This is a genomic window from Mycobacterium sp. 94-17 (assembly GCF_035617725.1).
Classification (GTDB): domain Bacteria; phylum Actinomycetota; class Actinomycetes; order Mycobacteriales; family Mycobacteriaceae; genus Mycobacterium.
In genome coordinates, this window is record NZ_JAPIYN010000012.1 from 154,188 (window position 1) to 176,836 (window position 22,649).

General features: G+C 69.4%; 20 protein-coding genes and 1 pseudogene. 12 read left to right on the forward strand and 9 right to left on the reverse strand.

The genetic code is table 11. From position 1 onward, the window contains the following. Window positions 1–11: 11 nt before the first annotated feature. The 3 genes from OQ789_RS15745 (at window position 12) to OQ789_RS15755 (ending at window position 7,146) form a co-directional block, all read left to right on the forward strand. Complete coding sequence (locus tag OQ789_RS15745) at window positions 12–1,070, forward strand: hypothetical protein (protein WP_324686901.1); 1,059 nt, start codon at window positions 12–14, stop codon at window positions 1,068–1,070. Window positions 1,071–1,144: 74 nt separating this feature from the next. Beyond that, complete coding sequence (locus tag OQ789_RS15750; RefSeq protein WP_324686902.1) at window positions 1,145–4,489, forward strand: transglutaminase family protein; 3,345 nt, start codon at window positions 1,145–1,147, stop codon at window positions 4,487–4,489. Next, window positions 4,489–7,146: a circularly permuted type 2 ATP-grasp protein gene (locus tag OQ789_RS15755; RefSeq protein WP_324686903.1), complete on the forward strand. Its 2,658-nt coding sequence runs from the start codon at window positions 4,489–4,491 to the stop codon at window positions 7,144–7,146. The genes OQ789_RS15750 and OQ789_RS15755 overlap by 1 nt, the downstream gene beginning before the upstream one ends. A 52-nt stretch (window positions 7,147–7,198) precedes the next feature. Here OQ789_RS15755 and OQ789_RS15760 read toward each other — a convergent pair whose 3' ends face one another. Beyond that, window positions 7,199–8,263, reverse strand: coding sequence for a putative zinc-binding metallopeptidase (locus tag OQ789_RS15760; protein ID WP_324686905.1), 1,065 nt, complete (start codon window positions 8,261–8,263; stop codon window positions 7,199–7,201). After that, window positions 8,256–9,239: a transglutaminase family protein gene (locus OQ789_RS15765; RefSeq protein ID WP_324686934.1), complete on the reverse strand. Its 984-nt coding sequence runs from the start codon at window positions 9,237–9,239 to the stop codon at window positions 8,256–8,258. The genes OQ789_RS15760 and OQ789_RS15765 overlap by 8 nt, the downstream gene beginning before the upstream one ends. Before the next feature lie 99 nt (window positions 9,240–9,338). Here OQ789_RS15765 and OQ789_RS15770 point away from each other — a divergent pair, with 99 nt between their 5' ends. Beyond that, on the forward strand, window positions 9,339–9,728 hold the full coding sequence (locus OQ789_RS15770; protein ID WP_324686906.1) for an MmcQ/YjbR family DNA-binding protein: 390 nt from the start codon (window positions 9,339–9,341) through the stop codon (window positions 9,726–9,728). Window positions 9,729–9,732: 4 nt separating this feature from the next. Here OQ789_RS15770 and OQ789_RS15775 read toward each other — a convergent pair whose 3' ends face one another. Genes OQ789_RS15775 through aspS form a run of 3 tightly spaced genes read right to left on the reverse strand, consistent with a single transcriptional unit; the run spans window position 9,733 to window position 13,010 of the window. Then, window positions 9,733–10,803: an FUSC family protein gene (locus tag OQ789_RS15775; RefSeq protein ID WP_324686907.1), complete on the reverse strand. Its 1,071-nt coding sequence runs from the start codon at window positions 10,801–10,803 to the stop codon at window positions 9,733–9,735. 3 nt (window positions 10,804–10,806) lie between these two features. Beyond that, on the reverse strand, window positions 10,807–11,238 hold the full coding sequence (locus OQ789_RS15780) for a nitroreductase family deazaflavin-dependent oxidoreductase (protein ID WP_324686908.1): 432 nt from the start codon (window positions 11,236–11,238) through the stop codon (window positions 10,807–10,809). Beyond that, complete coding sequence (aspS, locus tag OQ789_RS15785) at window positions 11,235–13,010, reverse strand: aspartate--tRNA ligase (protein WP_324686909.1); 1,776 nt, start codon at window positions 13,008–13,010, stop codon at window positions 11,235–11,237. Before aspS ends, OQ789_RS15780 begins: the two co-directional genes overlap by 4 nt. 170 nt (window positions 13,011–13,180) lie before the next feature. Here aspS and OQ789_RS15790 point away from each other — a divergent pair, with 170 nt between their 5' ends. Genes OQ789_RS15790 through OQ789_RS15805 form a run of 4 tightly spaced genes read left to right on the forward strand, consistent with a single transcriptional unit; the run spans window position 13,181 to window position 16,440 of the window. Next, the gene (locus tag OQ789_RS15790; RefSeq protein WP_324686910.1) at window positions 13,181–14,122 is read left to right on the forward strand and encodes an alpha/beta hydrolase; all 942 of its coding nucleotides are present in this window, start codon (window positions 13,181–13,183) and stop codon (window positions 14,120–14,122) included. Between the two features lie 26 nt (window positions 14,123–14,148). Then, window positions 14,149–15,036, forward strand: coding sequence for an oxidoreductase (locus OQ789_RS15795; RefSeq protein WP_324686936.1), 888 nt, complete (start codon window positions 14,149–14,151; stop codon window positions 15,034–15,036). 9 nt (window positions 15,037–15,045) lie between these two features. Further along, on the forward strand, window positions 15,046–15,555 hold the full coding sequence (locus OQ789_RS15800) for an SRPBCC family protein (RefSeq protein WP_324686912.1): 510 nt from the start codon (window positions 15,046–15,048) through the stop codon (window positions 15,553–15,555). Window positions 15,556–15,564: 9 nt separating this feature from the next. Continuing rightward, window positions 15,565–16,440, forward strand: a complete 876-nt coding sequence (locus OQ789_RS15805) for a neutral zinc metallopeptidase (protein WP_324686913.1) — start codon at window positions 15,565–15,567, stop codon at window positions 16,438–16,440. On the opposite strand, the gene OQ789_RS15810 is transcribed toward OQ789_RS15805, so the two are convergent. Further along, window positions 16,437–17,312, reverse strand: coding sequence for a dihydrodipicolinate synthase family protein (locus OQ789_RS15810; RefSeq protein WP_324686914.1), 876 nt, complete (start codon window positions 17,310–17,312; stop codon window positions 16,437–16,439). The two genes, OQ789_RS15805 and OQ789_RS15810, sit on opposite strands and share 4 nt — an antisense overlap. An 11-nt stretch (window positions 17,313–17,323) precedes the next feature. Next, a complete protein-coding gene (locus tag OQ789_RS15815; protein ID WP_324686915.1) occupies window positions 17,324–18,109 on the reverse strand; it encodes an aldolase in 786 nt (261 codons plus the stop codon). Between the two features lie 48 nt (window positions 18,110–18,157). Here OQ789_RS15815 and OQ789_RS15820 point away from each other — a divergent pair, with 48 nt between their 5' ends. Together OQ789_RS15820 and OQ789_RS15825 are read left to right on the forward strand one after the other, a co-directional pair. After that, entirely contained in the window at window positions 18,158–18,676 is a 519-nt protein-coding gene (locus tag OQ789_RS15820; protein ID WP_324686916.1) for a helix-turn-helix domain-containing protein, read from the forward strand. Next, on the forward strand, window positions 18,673–19,011 hold the full coding sequence (locus OQ789_RS15825; protein WP_324686917.1) for a gamma-glutamylcyclotransferase family protein: 339 nt from the start codon (window positions 18,673–18,675) through the stop codon (window positions 19,009–19,011). The genes OQ789_RS15820 and OQ789_RS15825 overlap by 4 nt, the downstream gene beginning before the upstream one ends. Here OQ789_RS15825 and OQ789_RS15830 read toward each other — a convergent pair whose 3' ends face one another. After that, window positions 19,012–19,446 carry a hypothetical protein gene (locus tag OQ789_RS15830; RefSeq protein WP_324686918.1) on the reverse strand — a complete coding sequence of 145 codons (435 nt, stop codon included), beginning with the start codon at window positions 19,444–19,446 and terminating at the stop codon, window positions 19,012–19,014. Window positions 19,447–19,535: 89 nt separating this feature from the next. Between OQ789_RS15830 and OQ789_RS15835 the strand changes: the two genes are divergently transcribed. Further along, entirely contained in the window at window positions 19,536–21,137 is a 1,602-nt protein-coding gene (locus tag OQ789_RS15835) for a metallophosphoesterase family protein (protein WP_324686919.1), read from the forward strand. A gap of 1 nt (window position 21,138) precedes the next feature. Here the strand turns inward: OQ789_RS15835 and OQ789_RS15840 are convergent, their stop codons facing one another. Next, entirely contained in the window at window positions 21,139–22,161 is a 1,023-nt protein-coding gene (locus OQ789_RS15840; protein WP_324686920.1) for an Rv2578c family radical SAM protein, read from the reverse strand. A 106-nt stretch (window positions 22,162–22,267) separates the two neighbouring features. Here OQ789_RS15840 and OQ789_RS15845 point away from each other — a divergent pair. Further along, a pseudogene (locus OQ789_RS15845) lies at window positions 22,268–22,524 on the forward strand (hydrolase); the annotation flags it as partial. Window positions 22,525–22,649: the final 125 nt, after the last annotated feature.

Genomic DNA, 22,649 nt, shown 5'->3' on the forward strand with positions numbered 1-22,649 from the left:
TAGGAGTGGCCATGAGCCAACCCCCGGAGTACCCCGGCAATCCGACCGGGCCGCAAGGTCACCCCGATCCAGCCAGCGGCTACCCGCCACCCGGGTATGGTCCACCGCCCGGCTATGGACCACCGCCCGGCTACGGCCCGCCACCGGGCCACGGCGCACCCCCCGGCTACGGCCAGCCCCCCGGCTATGGCCCACCGCCCGGCTATGGCCCACCGCCGGGTTCCGGGCCGGGGCCGGGGCCCGGCTACGGGCCGCCCCCACAATCGGGCTACGGCGCGCCGCCCCCCGGCTACGGCGCCCCCGGCTACGGGCCACCACCGGGCTACCCGCCGCCCGGCTACCCTGCGGGCGGCCCGCAGCGGTTCAGCATCGGTGAAGCCTTCTCGTGGGCGTTCAACAAGTTCGGCAAGAACGCCGTCCCGATGATCGTCGCGTTGCTCGTGTACGCCGTGGTCGGGCTGATCCTGCACGGCCTTGTGTTTCTGCTGCTGAGCAGCGGCGGCTCCACAACGACCACTTCCGACGGAAACTACGGCTTCTCCTACTCCGGAAGCACCGGCGGCGTCGGCTCGATCGTCCTGCAGATCGTGTTCTTCGTCTACGGCATCTTCGTGCAGGCGGCGTTCCTGTCGGGTGCCCTCGACATCGCCGACGGCAGGCCGGTGACCGTCGGTTCGTTCTTCCGGCCGCGCCACTTCGCCAACGTGCTGCTCGCCGCGGCGCTGCTCAGCGTGATCACCGCGGCGCTGGACGCGCTGGCGCTGATCCCCCCGACGATCGTCTTCAACTTGCTGGCGCTGTTGGCCGTCGCGGTGTTCAGCTTCTTCGCGCTGTTCACCATCGCCTTCGCGACGGATCGCGGGCTGCCGGCGATCGCGGCGCTGATGGCGAGCCTGGCCACCGTGCGCTCCAACGCGGGCAGCACCCTGCTGTCCTGGCTGGTGCAGATCGCGGTCGTGCTGGTCGGCTTTCTGCTGTGCTTCGTCGGGCTCGTCGTCGCCGTCCCGGTCGCGCTGTTGATCCAGGTCTACACCTACCGGCGCCTGTCCGGCGGAACGGTGGCGCCGTGACTCGTATTACGGCCGGGTAAGCCGCAATTGCGGTGCGCTGCGCCGCGTCCGCGGGTGTGGTGGGATCAGCGACTATGAGCATCAAAGTTGCGCTGGAGCACCGCACCAGCTACACCTTTGACCGGCTGGTCCGGGTGTTTCCGCACGTGGTGCGGCTGCGCCCGGCGCCCCACACCCGCACCCCCATCGAGGCCTACTCGCTGCGCGTCGAGCCCGACGACCACTTCATCAACTGGCAACAGGACGCGATGGGTAATTTCCTTGCCCGCCTGGTGTTTCCGAATCCGATGCAGCGATTGAGCATCACCGTCGGGCTGATCGCCGACCTCAAGGTGGTCAACCCGTTCGACTTCTTCATCGAGGAGTGGGCCGAACGATGGTCCCCCGCCCCGGGCCGGGCCGGGCTGACGTATCCCAAAGCACTGGCCGAAGACCTGGAGCCGTACCTGCGGCCGGTCGACGAGGATCCAGACTCCGGCGGCTCGGGCCCGGGTGAACTGGTGCGGGCCTGGCTGAGCAATTTCTCGGTGCGCGCCGGCACCCGCACCATCGACATGCTGGTCGAGCTCAACCGCGCGGTCAACGCCGAGGTGGCCTATAGCCTGCGGATGGAACCCGGTGTGCAGACACCGGATCACACGCTGCGCGCCGGGGTCGGCTCGTGCCGCGACTCGGCGTGGCTGATGGTGTCGATCCTGCGCCAGCTGGGGCTGGCCGCCCGGTTCGTGTCCGGATACCTGGTGCAGTTGGCGTCCGACATCGAGGCGCTCGACGGGCCGTCGGGACCGCTGGCCGACTTCACCGACCTGCACGCCTGGACCGAGGTCTACATCCCCGGCGCGGGCTGGATCGGCCTGGACCCGACGTCCGGGCTGTTCGCCGGCGAGGGCCACATCCCGCTGGCGGCCACGCCGCACCCGACGTCGGCGGCACCGATCACCGGGGGCACCGAGCCGTGTACGTCGACGCTGGAGTTCTCCAACACCGTCACCCGCGTGCACGAAGACCCGCGCGTCACACTGCCATACACCGACGACGCGTGGCGCACCATCCGCGAGGTCGGCCGTCGCGTCGACGAGCGGCTGGCGGCGGCCGACGTCCGGCTGACCATCGGTGGTGAGCCCACCTTCGTGTCGGTGGACGACCAGGTCGCCGAGGAATGGACGACGGCGGCCGACGGCCCGCACAAGCGGCGGCGGGCCTCCGACCTGGCCGCGCGGCTGAAGTCGTTGTGGGCGCCCGACGGCGTGCTCCACCGTGGGCAGGGGCGCTGGTATCCCGGAGAACCGTTGCCGCGCTGGCAAATTGCGTTGTATTGGCGCACCGACGGGCGGGCGCTGTGGACCGACCAGACGCTGCTGGCCGACCCGTGGGGCGACGGGCCGCGCCGCCCCGCCGACAACGAGGCGGCCTACCAGGTGCTCGCCGGGATCGCCGACGGCCTCGGGCTGCCTGCCACGCAGGCGCGGCCGGCATTCGAGGACCCACTGCATCGGCTGTTGACCAAAGTTCTCGAGCCCGAAGGGGTTCCGGTGGACGCCGACGACGATCTCGAAGCCGATTCCGTCGCGGGCCGGGCCGCGCTGCTGGCCCGCCTGGACGAATCCGTCGCGGCGCCAGCGGCGTTCGTGCTCCCCCTGCACCGCCGCGACGACGGCCTCGGGTGGGCCAGCGCCGACTGGCGGCTGCGGCGCGGCCGGATCGTGTTGCTGCCCGGGGATTCTCCGGCGGGACTGCGGCTGCCGCTGGACTCGATCAGCTGGGCACCGCCCCGGCCGCTGCTGGACGCCGATCCCCTCTCGGCGGGCGACGAGTTGGCGGCGGAGGCCGCCGCCAGCGCCGAGGTCGTCGACCCCGACGGGGCGCCGCCGACCGCGCTGGTCACCGAGATCCGCGACGGGCTGCTCTACATCTTCCTGCCGCCCACCGAAGCGCTCGAGCATTACGTCGACCTCATCGCGCGGGTCGAAGCCGCGGCGGCGAAGGCCGACTGCCCGGTGGTGATCGAGGGTTACGATCCCCCGCCGGACCCGCGGCTGCGCTCGACCACCATCACCCCGGATCCCGGGGTGATCGAGGTCAACGTCGCGCCCACCGCCAGCTTCGCCGAGCAATGCCAACAGCTGGAAGCGCTGTACGCGCAAGCCCGGCTGGCACGCCTGTCCACCGAGTCCTTCGACGTCGACGGGACGCACGGCGGCACCGGCGGCGGCAACCACATCACGCTGGGCGGCGTGACGCCCGCGGACTCGCCGCTGCTGCGCCGTCCCGACCTGCTGGTGTCGCTGCTGACGTACTGGCAGCGTCACCCGTCGCTGTCCTACCTGTTCGCCGGGCGCTTCGTCGGCACCACGTCGCAGGCGCCGCGGGTGGACGAGGGCCGGACCGAGGCCCTCTACGAGCTGGAGATCGCGTTCGCCGAGATCGCCCGGCTGGGGGGCGGCGGGTCGATAAACACCGCCAAGCCGTGGGTGGTCGACCGCGCGCTGCGCCACCTGCTCACCGACATCACCGGCAACACGCACCGCGCCGAGTTCTGCATCGACAAGCTCTACAGCCCCGACAGCGCCCGCGGCCGGCTCGGCCTGCTGGAGCTGCGCGGCTTCGAGATGCCCCCGCACCTGCACATGGCCATGGTGCAGTCGCTGTTGGTGCGAGCGCTGGTCGCGTGGTTCTTCGACGAGCCGCTGCGCGCGCCGCTGATCCGCCACGGCGCCAACCTGCATGGCCGATACCTGTTGCCGCACTTCTTGATTCATGACATCGCCGACGTCGCCGCCGACCTGCGCGCGCACGGCATCGCCTTCGAGACCAGCTGGCTGGACCCCTTCACCGAATTCCGGTTCCCGCGCATCGGAACGGCGGTGTTCGACGGCGTGGAGATCGAGCTGCGCGGCGCGATCGAGCCGTGGACCACGCTGGGCGAGGAGGCCACCGCCACGGGCACCGCGCGCTACGTCGACTCTTCGGTCGAGCGCATCCAGGTCCGCATCATCGGGGCCGACCGCCACCGCTATGTGGTCACGGTCAACGGCTACCCGGTGCCGTTGCTGGCCACCGATAATCCCGACATCCACGTCGGCGGGGTGCGCTTCAAGGCCTGGCAACCGCCCAGCGCGCTGCACCCGACCATCTCGACCGACGGGCCGTTGCAGTTCGAGCTGATCGACTTGAGCACCGGCACGTCGCGCGGGGGCTGCACCTACCACGTCACCCACCCCGGCGGGCGGGCGTACGACACGCCACCGGTCAACGCGGTGGAGGCCGAGGCGCGCCGCGCGCGCCGGTTCGAGGCAACCGGGTTCACCCCCGGCAAGCTCGACCTGTCCGACATCCGGGAAAAGCAGGCGCGGATCTTCACCGATGTCGGCGCGCCGGGCATCCTCGACCTGCGTCGCGTGCGTACCGTTTCGCAGTAATGACGTTTGCGGACATGACATTCGGCTCCGGCGCGCCGCCGGGCGCCGGTACCGCGCGCTACGACGCCGACCGCCTGCTGGCCGGATACCGCGCCGCGCGGGCCCAGGAGGCGCTCTTCGATCTCCGGCACGGCCCGGCAACGGGCTACGACGAATTCGTCGACAGGGACGGCGATGTGCGCCCGGCGTGGGTCGAGCTGGCCGACGCCATCGCGGAGCGCGGCCGCGCCGGGCTGGACCGGCTGCGTTCGGTGGTGCACGACCTCATCGACAACGACGGCATCACCTACACCGACGTCGAGCCCGGCGGTCGCGGCCAGGAGCCCAGGCCGTGGCGGCTGGACACCTTGCCGATCGTGCTGTCCGCGGCCGACTGGGAGGTGCTCGAGGCCGGTCTGCTGCAACGGTCGCGGGTGCTCGACGCGGTGCTGGCCGACCTGTACGGCCCGCGCAGCCTGCTCACCGAGGGCGTCCTGCCCCCCGAGTTGCTGTTCGGCCATCCCGGGTACGTGCGCGCGGCCAATGGCATCGAAATCCCCGGGCGCCACCAGCTTTTCATGCACGCCTGCGATGTCGGCCGGCGACCGGACGGCACCTTCGTCGTCAACGGCGACCGCACCCAGGCACCCTCGGGCGCGGGGTATGCGCTGGCCGACCGGCGTGTCGTGGCGCACTCGATCCCCGACCTCTACGAACGCATCGCGCCGCGTCCGACCACGCCGTTCGCCCAGGCGCTCCGGCTGGCGCTGATCGACGCCGCACCGGATGACGCCCAGGACCCGGTCGTGGTGGTGCTGTCCCCGGGCATCTACTCCGAGACGGCGTTCGACCAGGCCTATCTGGCCACCCTGCTGGGTTTCCCGATGGTGGAGAGCGCCGACCTGGTGGTGCGCGACGGCATGTTGTGGATGCGCTCGCTGGGCACCCTGAAACGGGTCGACGTGGTGCTGCGCCGCGTCGACGCCGAGTACACGGACCCGCTGGACCTGCGCGCCGACTCCCGGCTCGGGGTGGCCGGTCTGGTGGAGGCGCAGCACCGCGGGACGGTGACCGTGGTCAACACGTTGGGCAGCGGAATTCTGGAAAGCCCCGGGCTGCTGCGTTTCCTGCCGGCGATGGCCGAGCACCTGCTGTCGGAGACGCTAGAGCTGCCGAGCACCGAGGTGTACTGGGGCGGCATCGCCGGCGAACGCTCCCACCTGCTGGCGAACCTGTCGTCGTTGTTGGTGAGGTCGACCGCCGGCGAGACAACCCTTGTGGGGCCCACACTTTCGTCTCAGCAGCTGTCGCAGTTGGCGGCCCGCATCGAGCGGATGCCGTGGCAGTGGGTCGGCCAGGAGCTGCCGCAGTTCTCGTCCGCGCCTACCGATCACGCCGGGGTGCTGTCGTCGGCGGGCGTGGGCATCCGCCTGTTCACCGTTGCCCAGCGCGGCGGCTACGCGCCGATGATCGGCGGCATCGGTTATGTGCTGGCGGCCGGGTCCGCCGCCTACACACTGAAAACCATTGCAGCAAAGGATGTTTGGGTTCGCCCCACCGAACGGGCGCACGTCGAGGCGATCAGCCTGCCGACGCCGGAGCAGCCGGTGAAGACGGCCGCGGGCACCTGGGGCATCAGTTCCCCGCGCGTGCTGTCCGACCTGTTCTGGATCGGCCGCTACGGTGAGCGTGCGGAAAGCATGGCGCGGCTGCTCATCGTCACCCGCGACCGGTTCCACGTCTACCGCCACCACCAGCACAGCGAGGAAAGCGAATGCGTGCCGGTGCTGATGACCGCCCTGGGCCGGATCACCGGAACCGACATCGCGGCGCCCGGCGACGGCGACCACGCCGAGATGATCGCCATCGCCCCGTCCACGCTGTGGTCACTGACCGTCGACCCGGACCGGCCCGGCTCCCTGGTGCAATCGGTGGAGGGCCTGGCGCTGGCCGCGCGGGCGGTGCGCGACCAGATGTCCAACGACACCTGGATGGTACTGGCCGCGGTGGAGCGCGCGCTGGCACTGAAAAGCGAACCGCCGGACTCACTTTCGGAGGCCGACGCCCTGCTGGCCGGGGCTCACGCGCAGACGCTGGCCGGCATGCTGACCCTGTCGGGGGTGGCCGGCGAGTCGATGGTGCGCGACGTGGGCTGGACGATGATGGACATCGGCAAACGGATCGAACGCGGGCTGTGGCTGACGGCGTTGCTGCAGGCCACACTCACCGTGGTCCGCGGCGCCGCGGCCGAACAGACCGTCATCGAGTCCACTCTGGTGGCGTGCGAGTCCTCGGTCATCTACCGGCGCCGCACGGTGGGCAAGATCAGCGTGGCCGCCATGGCCGAGCTGATGCTGTTCGACGCGCAGAACCCGCGGTCGCTGCTGTACCAGGTGGAGCGGCTGCGGGCCAATCTCAAGGACCTGCCCGGCTCGTCGGGCTCGTCGCGCCCGGAGCGGCTGGTGGACGAGGTCGGCACCATGCTCCGGCGGTCCATCCCCGCCGAGCTCGAGCAGGTCGGCGACGACGGCCGTCGTACCGAGTTGGCCGAGCTGCTCGCGGGGGTGCACGCCGAGTTGCGCAACCTGGCCGAGGCCATCAGCACCACCCAGCTTGCGTTGCCCAGTGGCATGCAACCGATTTGGGGTCCCGACGAACGCCGGGTTATGCCGGCCTAGCCCGATGGTGGCGACCCGCTTCGCCCGGCTTCGCCGCGCTCGCGATCGCCACTCAGCCGGCCACCGAGGCGGGGCCGCGGGACTCCGAGGTCACCTCGTCGACCACGGTGTAAATGAACTTCATCTTTTCCAGCACCGTGACCGGGAGCACGAACGGGTAGAGGTCGTCGTGACCCATCGACCGGTTCACCATGTTCAGCGACCACGACAACGGCAGCCACATGTCGATGATGGTCTGAAACGCGCTGGGGCCCAAGGCCGGCCGGTCGAAAGTGGCCGATGCCGGCGCCAGTCCGCACCACGCCGAGGTGTCCAGCGTGTCGCGGATGTGCAGGTAGTGGGCGAACGTCTCGGCCCAGTCCTCGGCCGGATGCATGGTGGCATAGGACGACACGTAGTCCTCCTGCCAGCCCTCGGGCGCACCCTCGTTGTAGTGGCGGTCGAGCGCCTCCTGGTAGTCGGCTTCGTGGTCGCCGAACAGCTCGTGGAACCGCTCCACGTAGTCGGCGAACGGCGCGATCAGCCGGTAGTAGTAGTAATGCCCGATCTCGTGGCGGAAGTGCCCGAGCAGGGTCCGGTACGGCTCCTCCATCTCCACGCGCAGCTGCTCGCGGTGGGCGTCGTCACCCTCGGCCAAATCGATGGTGATGACCCCGTTTTCGTGTCCGGTCATCACCTGTTCGTGTGCGCTGGACAGCAGCCGGAAGGCCAGCCCGTAGTCCGGGTCGGTGTCCCGGCCGACGATCGGCAGCTTCAGCTCGCTCAGCTCGGCGATCAGCCTGCGTTTGGCCGCCTCGGCCCGGGCGAACTCCGCCATCCCGACGGTGTCGGCGTCGTTGGGCCGCTCGATCGTCAGCGCGCACGACGCGCACAGCAGGCGGGGGGTATTGACCGGGACCAGCCAATTGCATTCGGCCAGCAGCAGGTTGGCGCAGAGCTGATACTCGTCGGCGCGTACGAAGCCGGCGTGGTCGGTGCCGTTGTCGTCCGAGCCCTCCGAGATCACCAGCAGGGCCATCTGGTCGAGCGAAAAGCCCAGTGCGCTCCCGCAATTCAGGCAGGTGGAGTTCTCGAAGGTGAGCCGCTGGCCGCAGTTGGGGCAGGTGAAATCACGCATGCAAGGAATCGCCTTCTATCGGGTCTGGGTAGGGCACCACGTCGACGGCGACGTCGATCACGCTGTGCTCCGAGTCGGTGTAGATGATGCCGCGCAGCGGCGGAACGTCCGCATAGTCACGACCTCGGCCCACGACGATGTAGCGCTCGTCGACCATCTGGTCGTTGGTGGGATCAAGTCCCAGCCAGTGGAAGCGGCCGGGCTGCTGGGGAGTCCACACCGCCGCCCAGGCGTGGGTGGCGTCGATACCGATCATCCGATCCTTTCCCGGTGCCGGGTCGGTGGCCAGGTACCCGGATACGTAACCGGCCGCCAGCCCGTTGGCTCGCAGGCAGGCGATCGCCAGCCTGGCAAAGTCTTGACATACCCCTTCCCGGGCGGCCAGAACCTGATTGACCCCGGTGGAAATCGTCGTCGACCCCGAGCGGTAGGTGAAGTCGGTGAAAATCCGCGACGCCAGGTCGCGCAGCACCTCCACCAAGGGGCGCCCCGGGATGAAACTGGGTGCCGCGTAGTCGCGTATGTCGTCGGTGATCTCGGGTGGATTGAGGTCGAGGGTGAACTCGGTCGCCAGCGCCCCGCCGCGCCCGGCGGGCCGGGCCTGCTCCCAGGGCCGCACCGCGGCCCCGCCGGTGTAGGTATCCGGGCCGGGCGGATAGACGTCGACGATTGAATCGCTGGTCACCTTCAGGGTGCGGTGCGGCTCGGTCACGTGGAAATAAGAGCTGGTGTTGCCGTAGGTGTCCACGCTGGTCGAGCTGTCGGCGGGGGCCGGCTCGATGATCAGCCGGTGCGCGACCCGCCGCTGCCGCAGCGAGTCGCGCGGGGTGAGGAACCCGCGGCCATAAGAACTGGTCACGACGTCGGAGTAGTGATACTCCGTGCGGTGGGTCACGCGGTGGCGGCGGGCTGCCCCGGCCCCTGCTCCGCCTGGTTCTGCTGGCAAGCGCGTCCTCCTCGTCACCGCTGATCTCATCACACGGCGGCCCGCGGTGTGCGGATCACGCGCGACGCGGATCGGCCACCGTTTGCCCATCCGACGGCACTTCCGCCAAAACGGGAGCACAATCGTGGGGTGGCCACGTGGGGCGAGGTCGCCCGCATCGTCGGTGAGTTGGCACTCACCTCCGAACCGTCACCGCATGACTGGCGGGTCGGCAAGAAGATGCTGGCCTGGGAGCGGCCGTTGCGACCCTCGGAGCGCGAGGCGCTGGAGCGCAGCGGCTCGCCGCCACCGCGCGGCGACATCCTCGGGGTTCGGGTGTCCGACGAGGGCGTCAAGTTCGCGCTGATCGACGATGAGCCCGGGATCTACTTCACCACCCCGCATTTCGACGGCTATCCCGCGGTCTTGGTCAACCTGGCCGCAATCGCGGCGCGCGACCTCGAAGAGCTCATCACCGAGGCGTGGCTGACGCAGGCGCCGCGGAAACTGGTTCAGGAGTACCTGGCCGAGTCGCGCTGACGGCTCAGACGGGCCGGAGGTCGATGACGCGCTGCAGGTCGTCGACGCAGACGGTGACGACGTCGGCGAGGATCACGTGCGTCGTTTCGTCCGCCCCGGACTGCAGTCGGGCGGCGTGCTGACGGGCCGACGCCGTGTACGCGCACGCGCCGGCGGGATCGGAGTCGGCCAGCGCGGTCGCGGCGGCCAGCACCACGAGCACGGTCGGCATCGGCTGCGGCAGGGGTGCGCGGCCCGCCGAGGTGGTTTCGGGCGCGACGGCGCGGGCCAGTTGCAGCACCGAACCGGCCAGCAGGGCCACGTGTACGGCCTGGTGGTCGGCGGCCCGGATCGCGGTCCGCAGCCCCCATCGGCGGGGCGCGATGGTGACGACGTAACGGGCGGTGGTGCGCGCCTCGAGGAGCCCGCCGAGCTGTGCGTGCACCCGGTCGACGGCCGACAGCGGCCAGTCCGGCGGCGCCTCTTTGCGGCCGGCGGCGACGTCCGCGGCGCGGGACAGGACGTCGTGCAGCACCCCGAGCACGCCGACGCGGGCGTCGCGCAGCAGCGTCAGCGGGTCGGCGGGGAGCAGCAGCACGGCGAAGGCGATGGCCACCGCACCGCCGATCAGCGCGTCGAAGATCCGTTCCAGCCCCACGCCACTGCGGTAGAGGGCCAGCACCAGGATCGCCGACACCACGGTCTGGTTGGCGAACATCATCCCGTGCCCGATGAAGCCGCCGCCGATGAACACCGCCGCGCCCAGCGCCACCAGCGCGGCGAGCGCGATGGGCACAGAGCCGGGCCCGAGCAGGCCCTGCACCAACGAACCCAGCCCGATCCCGAGGGTCACCCCGATCATCATCTGGACGGCGCGTTGCGCGCGCAGCACGTTGCTGGTCGACAACGACACCGCGGCGGCGATCGGCGCGAAGAACGGCTGTGGGTGCGCCAGTACGTCGTGGGCCAGATACCAAGAGAGGCCCGCAGCCACCCCGGCCTGCACCAGGTTGAACCACACCGCGCGCAACCGCTTGGCGCCAGCGCGCGCGGCGGCGGCCACCCTCGAGGGCACCGCCGGCCGCGAAGCGCCCACCGGCTAGGTCCGGATTAACTCGAACAGCGGAATCACCCTGCTGACCTTGGCCTGGGACTCGGCGAAGACCGGCGCCAGCGCGGTCAGCTTCGGGACGAGGCGCTCGCGTTCCGCGGCGGGCAGTTCGCGCGCCGTCACACCGAACGCGTCGGTCCCGACCTCGATGCGTGCCCGCGGGTCGGCCCGCAGGTTGTGCACCCAGGCCGGATCGAATGCGGCGCCGTGGAAGGAGCCGATGACGATCAGCTTGTCATCGATGTGGAAATAGGCCAGCGGAGACACCCGGGGCTGGCCGGACTTGGCGCCGGTTGAAGTCAGAAGCAGCAACTCGGCGTCCGCGAAGGGCCCCGTGACCTTGCCGCCATTGGCCCGGAATTCCTCGACGACGTTGTTGTTGAGCGCCTTGATGGTTGCGGCGTCATGGAAGTCGGTCATGCCTCGTCAACCCGCTTGGGCTTGGCGTCTATTCCGGACTCCTTGCGCTGCTGGGCGGTGATCGGCGCCGGGGCGTCGGTGAGCGGGTCCACACCGCCGCCGGTCTTCGGAAAGGCGATGACCTCGCGGATGGAGTCCACCCCGGAAAGCAGGGCGTTGATCCGGTCCCACCCGAACGCGATCCCGCCGTGCGGGGGCGCGCCAAAAGTGAACGCCTCCAACAGGAATCCGAATTTCTCTTCTGCTTCGGCGTGGTCCAGGCCCATCACCGCGAACACCCGCTCCTGGATGTCGCGGCGGTGGATACGAATCGATCCGCCGCCGATCTCGTTGCCGTTGCAGACGATGTCGTAGGCGTCGGCGAGCACGTTGCCGGTGTCGGCGTCGATGGCGTCTTCATGCCCGGGCTTGGGCGAGGTGAACGCGTGGTGCACGGCGGTCCATGCCCCCGACCCGACGGCCACGTCGCCGGCGGCGGTCGCGTCGCCGGCCGGCTCGAACAGCGGCGGGTCCACCACCCAGACGAACGCCCAGGCGTCGGGGTCGATCAGGTCCAGCCGGTGGGCAATCTCGCCGCGCGCCGCCCCCAGCAGGGCCCGCGACGGCTTGGGCGGGCCCGCGGAGAAGAACACGCAGTCGCCCGGCTTCGCCCCGACGTGGGCGGCCAATCCGGCGCGCTCGGCGTCCGACAGGTTCTTGGCGACCGGGCCGCCCAGCGTGCCGTCGTCGGCGATCAGCACGTAGGCCAGGCCGCGGTGGCCGCGCTGTTTGGCCCACTCCTGCCAGCCGTCCAGCGTGCGCCGCGGCTGCGAGGCGCCGCCGGGCATCACCACGGCACCGACGTAGGGGGCCTGGAAAACGCGAAATGTGGTGTCTTTGAAGAACTCGGTGCAGTCGACGAGCTCGAGCGAGAAGCGCATGTCGGGCTTGTCGGAGCCGAATCGTCGCATCGCGTCGGCGTAGCTGATCCGCGGGATGGGCCGCGGGATCTGGTAGCCGATCAACGCCCACAGCGCGGACAGGATCTCCTCGGAGATGGCGATGACGTCCTCGGCGTCGACGAAGCTCATCTCCATGTCGAGCTGGGTGAATTCGGGCTGGCGGTCGGCGCGGAAATCCTCGTCGCGATAGCAGCGCGCGATCTGGTAGTAGCGCTCCATGCCCGCCACCATGAGCAGCTGTTTGAACAGCTGCGGGCTCTGCGGCAGGGCATAGAACGAGCCCGGCTGCAGCCGGGCCGGCACCAGGAAGTCGCGCGCGCCTTCGGGTGTCGAACGCGTCATCGTCGGCGTCTCGATCTCGACGAAGTCGTGCGTGTCCAGCACGCCCCGAGCGGCGGCATTCACCTTGGAGCGCAACCGAATTGCCGCAGCGGAGGCATCGCGGCGCAGGTCGAGGTATCGATACTTGAGCCGGGTTTCCTCCCCGGCAGGCTCGTCGAGCTGGAACGGCAGCGCGGCGCTCTCCCCCAGCACGGTCAGCGAGGTGGCGTTGACCTCGATGTCGCCGGTGGCGATCTCGGGGTTGGCGTTGCCCTCGGGGCGGATCTCCACCACACCGCTGACCGCGATGCAGAACTCGGCGCGCAGCCGGTGGGCCTGGGCCAGCACCTGCTCGTCGCGGAATACCACCTGGGCGATACCGGAGGCGTCGCGCAGGTCGATGAAGATGACGCCGCCGTGGTCGCGGCGACGGGCCACCCAGCCCGCCAGCGTCACCTGCTGCCCGGCGTCGCTACTCCTCAGCGCACCCGCGGCATGACTGCGCAGCACGAAACACTCCCTTTCACCCGGCTAAACGAGGGATCAGTCTAAAGGGCGCGACCGGGCCGGCACGCAGCGCCGTGGGACCGCGGGACGACGCCGAGGGGATCTAGCCAGATCGCGGGCCCGCGGGCAGGATTACTCAGGCGACGCAGCCGCCGATGGATTGGGGAGTGCACATGACGACGTATGCGTTCGATCCGGAAATCGCCGCGGTGGTGCCGCTGCTTCCCGATCTCCCGGCCAACGATCCCCTGGCGATCCGCGCGGCGTTGTCGACGATGATCGCCCAAATGCCGCCGCCGGACACCACCGGCGTGCAGCTGGAGGACCGCCAAATCCCGGGCGCGGGAGGCGATCCCGCGGTGTCGATCCGCATCTACCGCCCCGACCGGCGCAGCGCCCCGGCCGCGGTGTACAGCGTGCACGGGGGCGGGTTCGTCGCGGGCGATCTGGAGACCGAACACGCCACCAACGTCATGCTCGCCCGCGAACTCGGCATCGTGGTGGTATCGGTCGACTATCGATTGGCGCCCGAAACACCCTTCCCCGGCGGGCTGGAAGACTGCTACGCCGGCCTGGCGTGGACCGCGGGGCACGCCGGCGAGCTGGGCATCGACCCCGCGCGGATCGCCATTGCGGGCACCAGCGCCGGCGGCGGGCTGTGTGCGGCGCTGGCACTGCTGGCCCGTGACCGCGGCGGCCCGCAGATCGTCTTCCAGTGTCTTTCCGTGCCCGAACTCGACGATCGGCTCACCACGGCGAGCATGACCGACTTCACCGACACCCCGCTGTGGAGTCGCCCTCGGGCGATCCTGAGCTGGGACTGCTATCTGGGGCCCGGCCGCGCCGGCGCCGGCGACGTCCCGATCTACGCCGCGCCGGCTCGCGCCACCGATCTGGCCGGGCTGCCGCCCGCCTACGTGTCGGTCATGCACTTCGACCCGCTGCGCGACGAGGGTGTGGCCTATGCGTTGGCCATGCTCGCCGCGGGCGTGAGCGTCGAATTGCATTTGTTCCCTGGGACTTTCCACGGCTCGATGCTGATCCAGGACGCGGCGGTCTCGAAGCGGGAGGCGGCGGAGAAGGTCGCCGTGCTGCGTCATGCGCTCGCGCTGTAGCCGCGGCGGGCGGTAGTTTCGGTGGCATCACCACCAACATCGCACTCGTCGGCCCGGGCGCCGTCGGCACCACGGCCGCCGCGCTGCTGCACCGGGCGGGCCATTCGGTCCTGGTGTGCGGCCGCACCGCCCGCGACGGCATCGAGCTGCGCCCCGACGGCCAGGATCCGATCGTGGTGCCCGGTCCGGTGCTCACCGATCCCGCCCGGGTGCCCGGCCCGGTCGACGTTGTCCTGTTGGCCGTCAAGGCCACCCAGAACGAGGCGGCGGCCGGCTGGCTGGCCCGGCTCTGCGACGCCCACACCGACGTCGTGGTGCTGCAGAACGGTGTCGAGCAGGTCGAGCAGGTGCAGCCACACTGCCCGCGGTCGACCGTCCTCCCCGGCATCGTGTGGTATTCGGCCCAGAGCCAGCCCGGCGGCTGGGTGCGACTGCGCAGCGAGGCGGCGCTGGTTTTGCCCAGCGGACCGTCCGGCGAGACCGTCGCCGGGCTGTTGCGCGGCGCCGGGTGCCGGGTGGACTGCGAGTCCGACATCGTCACCGCGGCCTGGCGCAAGCTGCTCACCAACGCGTTGGCCGGGTTCATGGCGCTGGCCCGGCGGCGGTCCGGGATGTTCCGCCGCGACGACGTCGCCGCCTTGTCCCGCACCTATGTCGCCGAGTGCCTGGCCGTCGCGCGGGCCGAGGGCGCCCGGCTGGGCGACGGCGTCGTCGACGAGCTGGTCGAGATGTTCCGCAACGTCGCCGAGGACATGAGTACGTCGATCCTGACCGATGCGGAACACCGGCGGCCGATGGAATGGGACATCCGCAACGGCGTGATCGTCCGGAAGGGCCGCGCGCACGGCCTGGCGACACCGATCAGCGACGTCATCGTGCCCTTAATGGCCGCGGCCAGTGACGGCCCCGGCTAAGTTGTTGTCATGTTCCCCTGTGAACGGGTCGACACCGACTTCATCAACGCTGACTCCGCCGAGGGCCGTCACCGCTTCCGCAACAGCGTCGACCTGGCCGTCACCCCCGAGCAACTGTTCGAGGTCCTGTCCGATGCCGCGTCCTGGCCACGGTGGGCGAAGGTGATCACCAAGGTGACCTGGACCAGCCCCGAGCCGCGCGGCGTCGGGACCACCCGGGTCGTCGAGATGCGCGGCGGGATCGTCGGCAACGAAGAATTTCTCGTCTGGGAACCGTTCACGCGCATGGCATTTCGGTTCAACGAATGCTCGACCCGATCCGTGGCGGCCTTCGCCGAAGACTACCGGGTGGAGGCCATCCCGGGCGGCTGCCGACTGACGTGGACCATGGCCCAGAAGCCCGCCGGCCCGGCAAAGCTGGTGATGGTCGTGGTGGGACCGCTGCTCAACCTTGCCCTGCGCCGTTACCTACGCAACCTGCGCAGCCTCACCGACTCCTTCGCGACCCGGCAACGTTAGGAGAGTGTCATGACCTTCAACGAGGGCATGCAGATCGACACCAGCACCGCGTCCTCGTCCGGCGGGGGCGGGATGGGAATGGCCCTCGGGGGTGGGGGCCTCGGGCTGCTCATCCTGATCGGGGCGCTGCTCCTGGGCGTCGACCCCGGTCGCGTGATGCCGCCGCAGCAGAGCACCAGCGGCTACTCCGCACCCGGCTTCGACCTGAACCAGTGCAAGACCGGCGCCGACGCGAACAAGTACGTGCAATGCCGCGTGGTCGCCACCGGCAACTCGGTGGACGCGGTGTGGCACCAACTGCTGCATGGCTACACCCGCCCCAACGTCCGGCTGTTCACCGGATCGGTGGAGACCGGCTGCGGGCACGCGACCACCGCGGTCGGGCCGTTCTACTGCCCGGTCGACCGGACGGCGTACTTCGACACCGACTTCTTCAAGGAGCTGGTCGACCGATTCGGTTCCAGCGGTGGGCCGTTCGCCCAGGAGTACGTGGTCGCCCACGAATACGGCCACCACGTGCAGAACCTGCAGGGCATCCTGGGCCGAGCGCAGCAGGGTGCGCAGGGCGCGGGCGGCAACGGCGTGCGCACCGAGTTGCAGGCCGATTGCTACGCCGGGATCTGGGCGCACTACGCCTCCACCGTCAAGCAGGAGAGCACCGGGGTGCCCTACCTGAATCCATTGAGCGACAAGGACATTGCCGATGCGCTCTCCGCCGCGGCATCGGTGGGCGATGACCGCATCCAGAAGGAGTCCACCGGGCGGGTCAACCCCGAGTCCTGGACGCACGGTTCGTCGGAACAGCGGCAGAAGTGGTTCACCATCGGGTATCAGACCGGCGACCCGCACAAGTGTGACACCTTTGCCGCGCCCGAATTGAATTAGGCGAGCAGGCCCCGCAATTGGGCGAGGCCCTGATCGTCGAGCGGCAACAGCGGTGCGCGCGGATCGCCTACCGGGAAGCCGAGCAGCGCCAGGCCGGCCTTCACGGTGGTGGCCAGTCCCCCCGCGACGATGAAGGTGAGCAACGGCTTGAGGTCGTCGTAGAGCTTCTGCGCGGTGTCGAGGTCGTGTGTGCGGACCGCCTCGTAGAGGTCGATGCAGGGTTGCGGCCGCAGATTCGGTGCGGCCGTGCACCATCCGGAGGCCCCGGCCTTCAGCGCGTCGAGGACCAGCGGGTTGCTGCCGTTGTAGAAGGGCAGCCGGTTGCCGGACAGTTCGGCGATGCGCCGCATGCGGGTCAGGTCACCGGTGGATTCCTTGACCATGGTGACGTTGTCGATGCCGTCGAACATGCGCACGAGTAGCTCCGGAGGCATGTCGACGCCACTGGTGGCCGGGTTGTTGTAGGCCATGATCGGAATGGAGATGGCGCCACTGACGCTGCGGTAGTGCTGGAAGATCTCTCGCTCGGTGAGCTTCCAGTAGGACACCGGCAGGATCATCACCGCGTCGGCCCCGGCCCGCTGTGCGTACTCGGCGCGCCGAACAGTCTTGGCGGTGGTCACATCTGACACCCCGACGATCACCGGGACGCGGCCGGCGACGGCGGCGATCGTGGTGTCGACGACGGTGTCGAATTCGGGTTCGTCGAGGTACGCCAGTTCGCCCGTGCTGCCCAGCGGCGCGATCGCGTGCACCTTGGCGGACACCAGCCGCTCGACCAGCCCGGCAAGCCTTTCGGTGTCGACCCCCTGGCCGGCGAACGGAGTCACCGGGTAGGCGATGATGCCGTGAAATTCGGGAGTTTCGGGCACGAACGGGCTCCTCAGCCGGTCAGGACGTCGGGATGGCGGGCCAGCGCCCGCCGGGCGTAGTAGGCGAAGTTGGCGCGGCTGCGCTGCGGTGACAACGTCCAGTCGTGCGCCTCGCGCGCCAGTTCCGCGGGTAGTTCCTTGACGGTGCCGGCGGCCATGGCGGCCAGCTGCAGTTTGGCGGCGCGCTCGATGAGGATCGACAGCGAGCACGCCTCCTCGACGCTGGCGCCGGCGATGACGTGGCCGTGATGCGCCAACAGCACCGCCTTCTTGTTTCCGAGGGCGGCGGTGATGATCTCGCCCTCTTCGTTGCCGACGGGCACGCCCGGCCAGTCGGGCAGAAACGCGCAGTCGTCGTAGAGCGGCGTGGTGTCCATGTGGGAGACGATCAGTGGCACCTCGAGCATCGACAGTGCCGCCACGTGAAACGCGTGGGTATGCACGATGCATTGGACGTCCGGCCGGGCGCGATAGATCCAGCTATGAAAACGATTGGCGGGGTTGGCGATTCCGTCACCGTCGAGGACATTGAGGTCCTCGTCGACCACAAGCAGGTTGTCGTCGGTGATCTCGTCGAACCCCAGGCCCAGCCGCTGGGTGTAGTAGGTGCCCTCCGCCTCCGCGCGGGCGGTGATCTGCCCGGCCAGTCCCGAGTCGTGCCCGGCGTCGAACAGCGCCCGGCAGGTCAAGGCGAGCTTCTGGCGCGTGGTGAATTGCGAGTCGGCGACGTGGGCGGTCAACTGCTCGGCGGCCCGGCGCATCAACTCGGACTTCGAATCGGTGAACGTGCCGGCCATATGACACAATGTAACAGCTAAGAAACCTTGTGTCATGAGAGGGGGCCCGTGACGGCACTGTTGCGCGCGGTCCGCAAGCAACGCGGCCTCACCCTGGAGGCGCTGGCCCGGCAGACCGGACTGACCAAGAGCTACCTGTCCAAGATCGAACGGGAATGCAGCACACCGTCGATCGCGGTCGCCCTCAAGGTCGCCAGCGCCCTCGACGTCGACGTCGGGCGGCTGTTCTCCGAGGACGCGGCGCAGGAGAAGATCACCGTCGAGCAGGCCACCGGCGACGCCGGAGGCGAGCGCTACCGGGCGCTCGCCTCGTCACTGTTGGGAAAGACGATGGCGCCGTTCGTCATTCGCCCGACGAGGCATCCGGTCGAGGGGCCGCATCCCGCACACGCCGGCCAGGAATTCATGTTCGTGCACGCGGGAACCGTCGAACTCGACTACGGGGACCAGACATTCACCCTCGTGCCCGGCGACAGCGCGTATTTCGACGCGTCGGTGAGCCACACGATCCGTGCTGTGGGTGCCGAACGCGCCGAGGTCGTCGTCGTCGCGGCCGAGCCGCGATGACCGAGCTGTTGTTCTCCTACGGGACGCTGCAGCAGCCCGGGGTCCAGCGCGCGACGTTCGGCCGCGAGCTCGCCGGTCACCGCGACGCGATCGTCGGTTACCAGCTGGATTACGTGACCATCACCGACCCGCACGTCGTCACGACCAGCGGCAGCGACCGCCACCCGATCCTGCGGCCCGCCGACGGGGCCGGCGCGCACGTGGACGGCACGGTGTTCGCCATCAGCGAAACCGAATTGGCGGCGGCCGACGAGTACGAGGTGGACGACTACCGCCGCATCGCGGTGCCGCTGCGATCCGGCGCGACGGCGTGGGTGTACGTGTACGCGGGCTGACTAGTGAAGCGCGCAGGTGACGGTGGTGGTGGCGTCCTGGTGCACGACCACCTGGCCGTCCACCGCGATCTCGCAGTGGAACTGGGCCGGGCCGTTGCCCGAGTCCGGCCAGTGCAGCATGCCGTTGGCGCTGACACTCGCCCACTGGTTCGGGTTCGTCAAAGTGACGGTGTACACGACCGGTTGCCCGGCGCTGAGCGGGGCCTGCAAGCTGGTCGAGAACTTCGACGGGTCAGCGCTGTAAGCGGCCTGGCTGGGTGGGTCGGCGTTCACGTAGGTGACATTGGCGGTCACATTGTTCGCACTCGACACGGTGTAGGTCACCTGGTGGCCGGCCGGGTCCGCATAGCTGGTCGCGGGGCTGAGCACCCCGGCCGCGGCCATCGCCAGCACTGCCGCTGAGATCGCGCTCGCTGTTCTTTGCACGTTCGTCATATCGAAAACGCTACCGGATTCGTTAGCGGGCGATTCGGTGTTTACCGGCAGGTGTCCCGGCGGCCGCCAGACTCCGGTATGAAGCAAGCATGAGCGACGAGCCCCAGCCGGCCCCGGAACGGGCCGATACCGCCGCAGCGCCGCTGACCCGCAGGCGGCTGCTGACCACCGGGGCGGTGTCCGCGGCGCTCGGGGCCGGCATCGGGGGCGGTGCCGCACTGCTGTGGTCACGCCCGCAGGGCACGATGGTATGGCTCCAGCCCGATCGGCGCGGAGCACCGCCGGTCGGCGGGCTGCACCTGCAGTTCGGAAAGAACGCCGGCACCGAGGTGGTGGCGTCCTGGCACACCACCGAAGCGGTGCGCAACCCGCGCGTCATGCTCGGCACCCCGGCATCCGGATTCGGCCGCGTGGTGGCCGCCGAGACCCGCACCTACCGGGACGCGAAGTCCAACAGCGAGGTTCGCGTCAACCACGCCCGGCTGACCGGCCTCACCCCGGACACCGACTACGTGTACGCCGCGGTGCACGACGGCGCGGAGCCGGAGCAGGGCACCGTGCGCACCGCGCCGACTGGACGAAAAAGACTGCTGTTCACCAGCTTCGGCGACCAGTCCACACCGGCACTGGCCAAGATGCCCGACGGCCGCTACGCCACCGACAACATCGGCTCACCGGCCGCCGCCGACACCACCATGGCGATCGAACGGATGGGACCGCTGTTCAACCTGGTCAACGGCGACCTGTGCTATGCCAACCTGGCCCGGGACCGGGTGCGCACCTGGTCGGACTGGTTCGACAACAACACCCGCTCGGCGCGATACCGGCCCTGGATGCCGGCGGCCGGCAATCACGAGAACGAATTGGGTAACGGGCCAATCGGTTTCGGCGCCTATCAGGCGTACTTCGCGGTGCCCGACTCCGGGTCGAGCCCCCAGACCCGTGGCATGTGGTATTCGTTCACCGCAGGCTCGGTGCGGGTGATCAGCCTGAGCAACGACGATGTCGCCTTCCAGGACGGCGGTAATTTCTACGTGCACGGCTACTCCGGTGGCGAGCAAAAGCGTTGGCTCGCTACCGAACTCGCTGCGGCCCGGCAAGATCCGGACATCGACTGGATCGTGGTGTGCATGCACCAGACGGCGATCTCCACCGCCGACAGGACCAACGGCGCCGACCTGGGCATCCGCGAGGAATGGCTGCCGCTGTTCGACCAGTACCGAGTCGATCTGGTGCTGTGCGGTCACGAACACCACTACGAGCGCTCGCATCCGTTGCGCGGCACACTGGGCACCGATACCCGCACGCCGATACCCGTCGACACCCGAAACGATCTCGTCGACGCCACACGGGGAACGGTGCATATGGTCATCGGCGGCGGCGGCACCTCGGCGCCGAGCAACGCGATGTTCTTCCCCGAGCCCCGGTGCCGGGTGGTGACCGCTGTGGGTGCGTTCGATCCCGGGCTGGGCCGCAAGGCTCCCGTCTATGTCCTCGAGGACGCGCCATGGTCGGCGTTTCGCGACCGCGACAACCCTTATGGCTTCGCGGCTTTCGACGTGGACCCGGGGCCGCCCGGCGGCGACACCTCGATCAGGGCGACGCACTACGCGCTGCGCGGTCCGTCCGGTGAGGTCGCCGTCATCGACGAATTCACGCTCACGAAGCCACGCGGCGACAAGCCCCGGTAGCTCAAAAGAGCGTCGGCGCAATGGGTTCCGGTGCCGGCGTGGCCGCTCGCTGGAACGGCCGGTTGTCACCCGCCAGCCGGTGCTTGGCGATCAGCGGAGCGGCCCGCGCCCGCAACATGTCACGGTAACTTTGCGGCAGGTAGGCGCCGCGCCGGTACAGCTCCCGATAGCGGCCGACCAGCTCGGGATGCGAACGCGCCAGCCACGCCATGAACCATCCCCGGGTCGAGCCGCGCAGATGGAGCCCGAACACGGTGACGCCGGCGGCGCCGGCGGCCGCGATCTGGCCGAGCAGCCCGTCGAGGTGCTCGGTGGAATCGGTGAGGTGCGGCAGCACCGGCGCGACCATCACATGGCAGTCCAGCCCGGCGGCCCGGATCGCGCTGATCAGGCCCAGCCGGGCCTGGGGTGTGGGCGTGCCGGGTTCGACGGCCTTGTGCAGCTCTGGGTCGCCGACGGCCAGCGACACCGCGACCGAAACCGGCACCCGCGCCGCGGCATCCGCGATCAGCGGCAGGTCGCGGCGCAACAGCGTGCCCTTGGTCAGGATCGACAGCGGCGTGCCCGATTCGGCCAGGGCGCCGATGATGCCGGGCATCAGCGCGTAGCGCCCTTCGGCCCGCTGGTAGGGGTCGGTGTTGGTGCCCAGGGCGACGGTCTCGCGCCGCCAGGACGGGCGCCGCAGTTCGCGACGCAGCACCTCGACGACGTTGGTCTTGACGACGACCTGGGTGTCGAAGTCGTTGCCGCAGTCGAACTCCAGGTATTCGTGGGTGGGCCGGGCAAAGCAGTATCGACAGGCGTGTGAGCAGCCGCGGTAGCCGTTGACGGTGTAGCGGAACGGCAGTGCCGCCGCGTCCGGCACCTTGTTCAGCGCGGACTTGCACACCACCTCGTGGAAGGTGATGCCGTCGAACTGCGGCGAGCGCACGCTGCGCAGAAAGCCGATGCGTTGCAGCCCCGGCAGCGCCCCATCCTCGACCGGCTTGCCGTTGACCGCGACGGCCTGATTTGCCCACCGCATGACCTAATCGAACATTAGTTCGATAGCGAAGTCAAGAACGGCGCCCTCAGACGCGTGAACAGCGCAAACTCCGTCCGTGCCCAATTCGCGGACATAGACTTCTGCCGTGTTCTCGGAGACGCGCTATGCGCTCAACGGTGACCTGCGCGTCGCCTATCGGGCGTCGCGTGAGGGTGAACGCGACATCGTGTTTGTCCCGAATTGGTTCACGTGCTGCGAACATCTTCCGGAGCTACCGTCCCTTCAGAGGTGGTCGAGGCGATGACATCACTCGGGCGGTTGATCTTCTTCGACCAGCTGGGCACCGGAGTGTCCGACCCCGTCACGCCGGGTGCGCTGCCGACTTTGGAGCAATGGGCCGACATTGACCTCGCTAAACCGGTTCGGGTGAGGATGGTCTTGCCCGCCCGCTGCTGGTGATGACTCTCGCTCCGACTGACGCCCTGCTGAGTTGTCTTCCAATTGATTTGTCTCACCAGCGACGAGCG

Excerpts from the sequence above, each read along its gene's own strand:
- OQ789_RS15800 (WP_324686912.1), top strand. The coding sequence starts at position 15,046 with ATGTTCCCCTGTGAACGGGTCGACACCGACTTCATCAACGCTGACTCC.
- OQ789_RS15750 (WP_324686902.1), top strand. The coding sequence starts at position 1,145 with ATGAGCATCAAAGTTGCGCTGGAGCACCGCACCAGCTACACCTTTGAC.
- OQ789_RS15765 (WP_324686934.1), bottom strand. The coding sequence starts at position 9,239 with ATGAGATCAGCGGTGACGAGGAGGACGCGCTTGCCAGCAGAACCAGGC.
- OQ789_RS15790 (WP_324686910.1), top strand. The coding sequence starts at position 13,181 with ATGACGACGTATGCGTTCGATCCGGAAATCGCCGCGGTGGTGCCGCTG.
- OQ789_RS15805 (WP_324686913.1), top strand. The coding sequence starts at position 15,565 with ATGACCTTCAACGAGGGCATGCAGATCGACACCAGCACCGCGTCCTCG.
- OQ789_RS15835 (WP_324686919.1), top strand. The coding sequence starts at position 19,536 with ATGAGCGACGAGCCCCAGCCGGCCCCGGAACGGGCCGATACCGCCGCA.
- OQ789_RS15745 (WP_324686901.1), top strand. The coding sequence starts at position 12 with ATGAGCCAACCCCCGGAGTACCCCGGCAATCCGACCGGGCCGCAAGGT.
- OQ789_RS15780 (WP_324686908.1), bottom strand. The coding sequence starts at position 11,238 with ATGACCGACTTCCATGACGCCGCAACCATCAAGGCGCTCAACAACAAC.
- OQ789_RS15760 (WP_324686905.1), bottom strand. The coding sequence starts at position 8,263 with ATGCGTGATTTCACCTGCCCCAACTGCGGCCAGCGGCTCACCTTCGAG.
- OQ789_RS15825 (WP_324686917.1), top strand. The coding sequence starts at position 18,673 with ATGACCGAGCTGTTGTTCTCCTACGGGACGCTGCAGCAGCCCGGGGTC.
- OQ789_RS15815 (WP_324686915.1), bottom strand. The coding sequence starts at position 18,109 with ATGGCCGGCACGTTCACCGATTCGAAGTCCGAGTTGATGCGCCGGGCC.
- OQ789_RS15755 (WP_324686903.1), top strand. The coding sequence starts at position 4,489 with ATGACGTTTGCGGACATGACATTCGGCTCCGGCGCGCCGCCGGGCGCC.
- OQ789_RS15840 (WP_324686920.1), bottom strand. The coding sequence starts at position 22,161 with ATGCGGTGGGCAAATCAGGCCGTCGCGGTCAACGGCAAGCCGGTCGAG.
- OQ789_RS15830 (WP_324686918.1), bottom strand. The coding sequence starts at position 19,446 with ATGACGAACGTGCAAAGAACAGCGAGCGCGATCTCAGCGGCAGTGCTG.